This is a genomic window from Georgenia satyanarayanai, assembly GCF_023715365.1.
Taxonomy (GTDB): Bacteria; Actinomycetota; Actinomycetes; order Actinomycetales; family Actinomycetaceae; genus Oceanitalea; species Oceanitalea satyanarayanai_B.
In genome coordinates, this window is sequence record NZ_JAMBNZ010000194.1 from 1 (window position 1) to 252 (window position 252).

Sequence of the window (252 nt, forward strand, 5' to 3'; positions counted from 1 at the left end):
CGGTCACCGTGATGGTCCTTTCGAGGCGGTTGTGAGAGATCACTCGAAGGATCGCGCGGTGACCGCCTACGTCTACAACGACACGCTCACCGTGCTACCGATACACCACTCTGCTGGACTCCACTCCGTGTCGGTCCCGTCGTGGGCGTCCCTCCGGGGTTTGCTCGAGGTCTTCGACCACCTTGAGCAAGTTCCACCGGAGGGACGCATGAAGAAGTGTGACAGGGAGATCATGGAGATTCTTGAGGCGTA

The 252-nt window shown here is 59.5% G+C and carries 1 protein-coding gene; it reads left to right on the top strand.

The window, feature by feature from the left end; all coding sequences use genetic code 11:
* Positions 1–58: 58 nt before the first annotated feature.
* A partial coding sequence (locus M3148_RS17645; protein WP_251306000.1) for a hypothetical protein occupies positions 59–252 on the top strand: 194 nt, incomplete at its 3' end.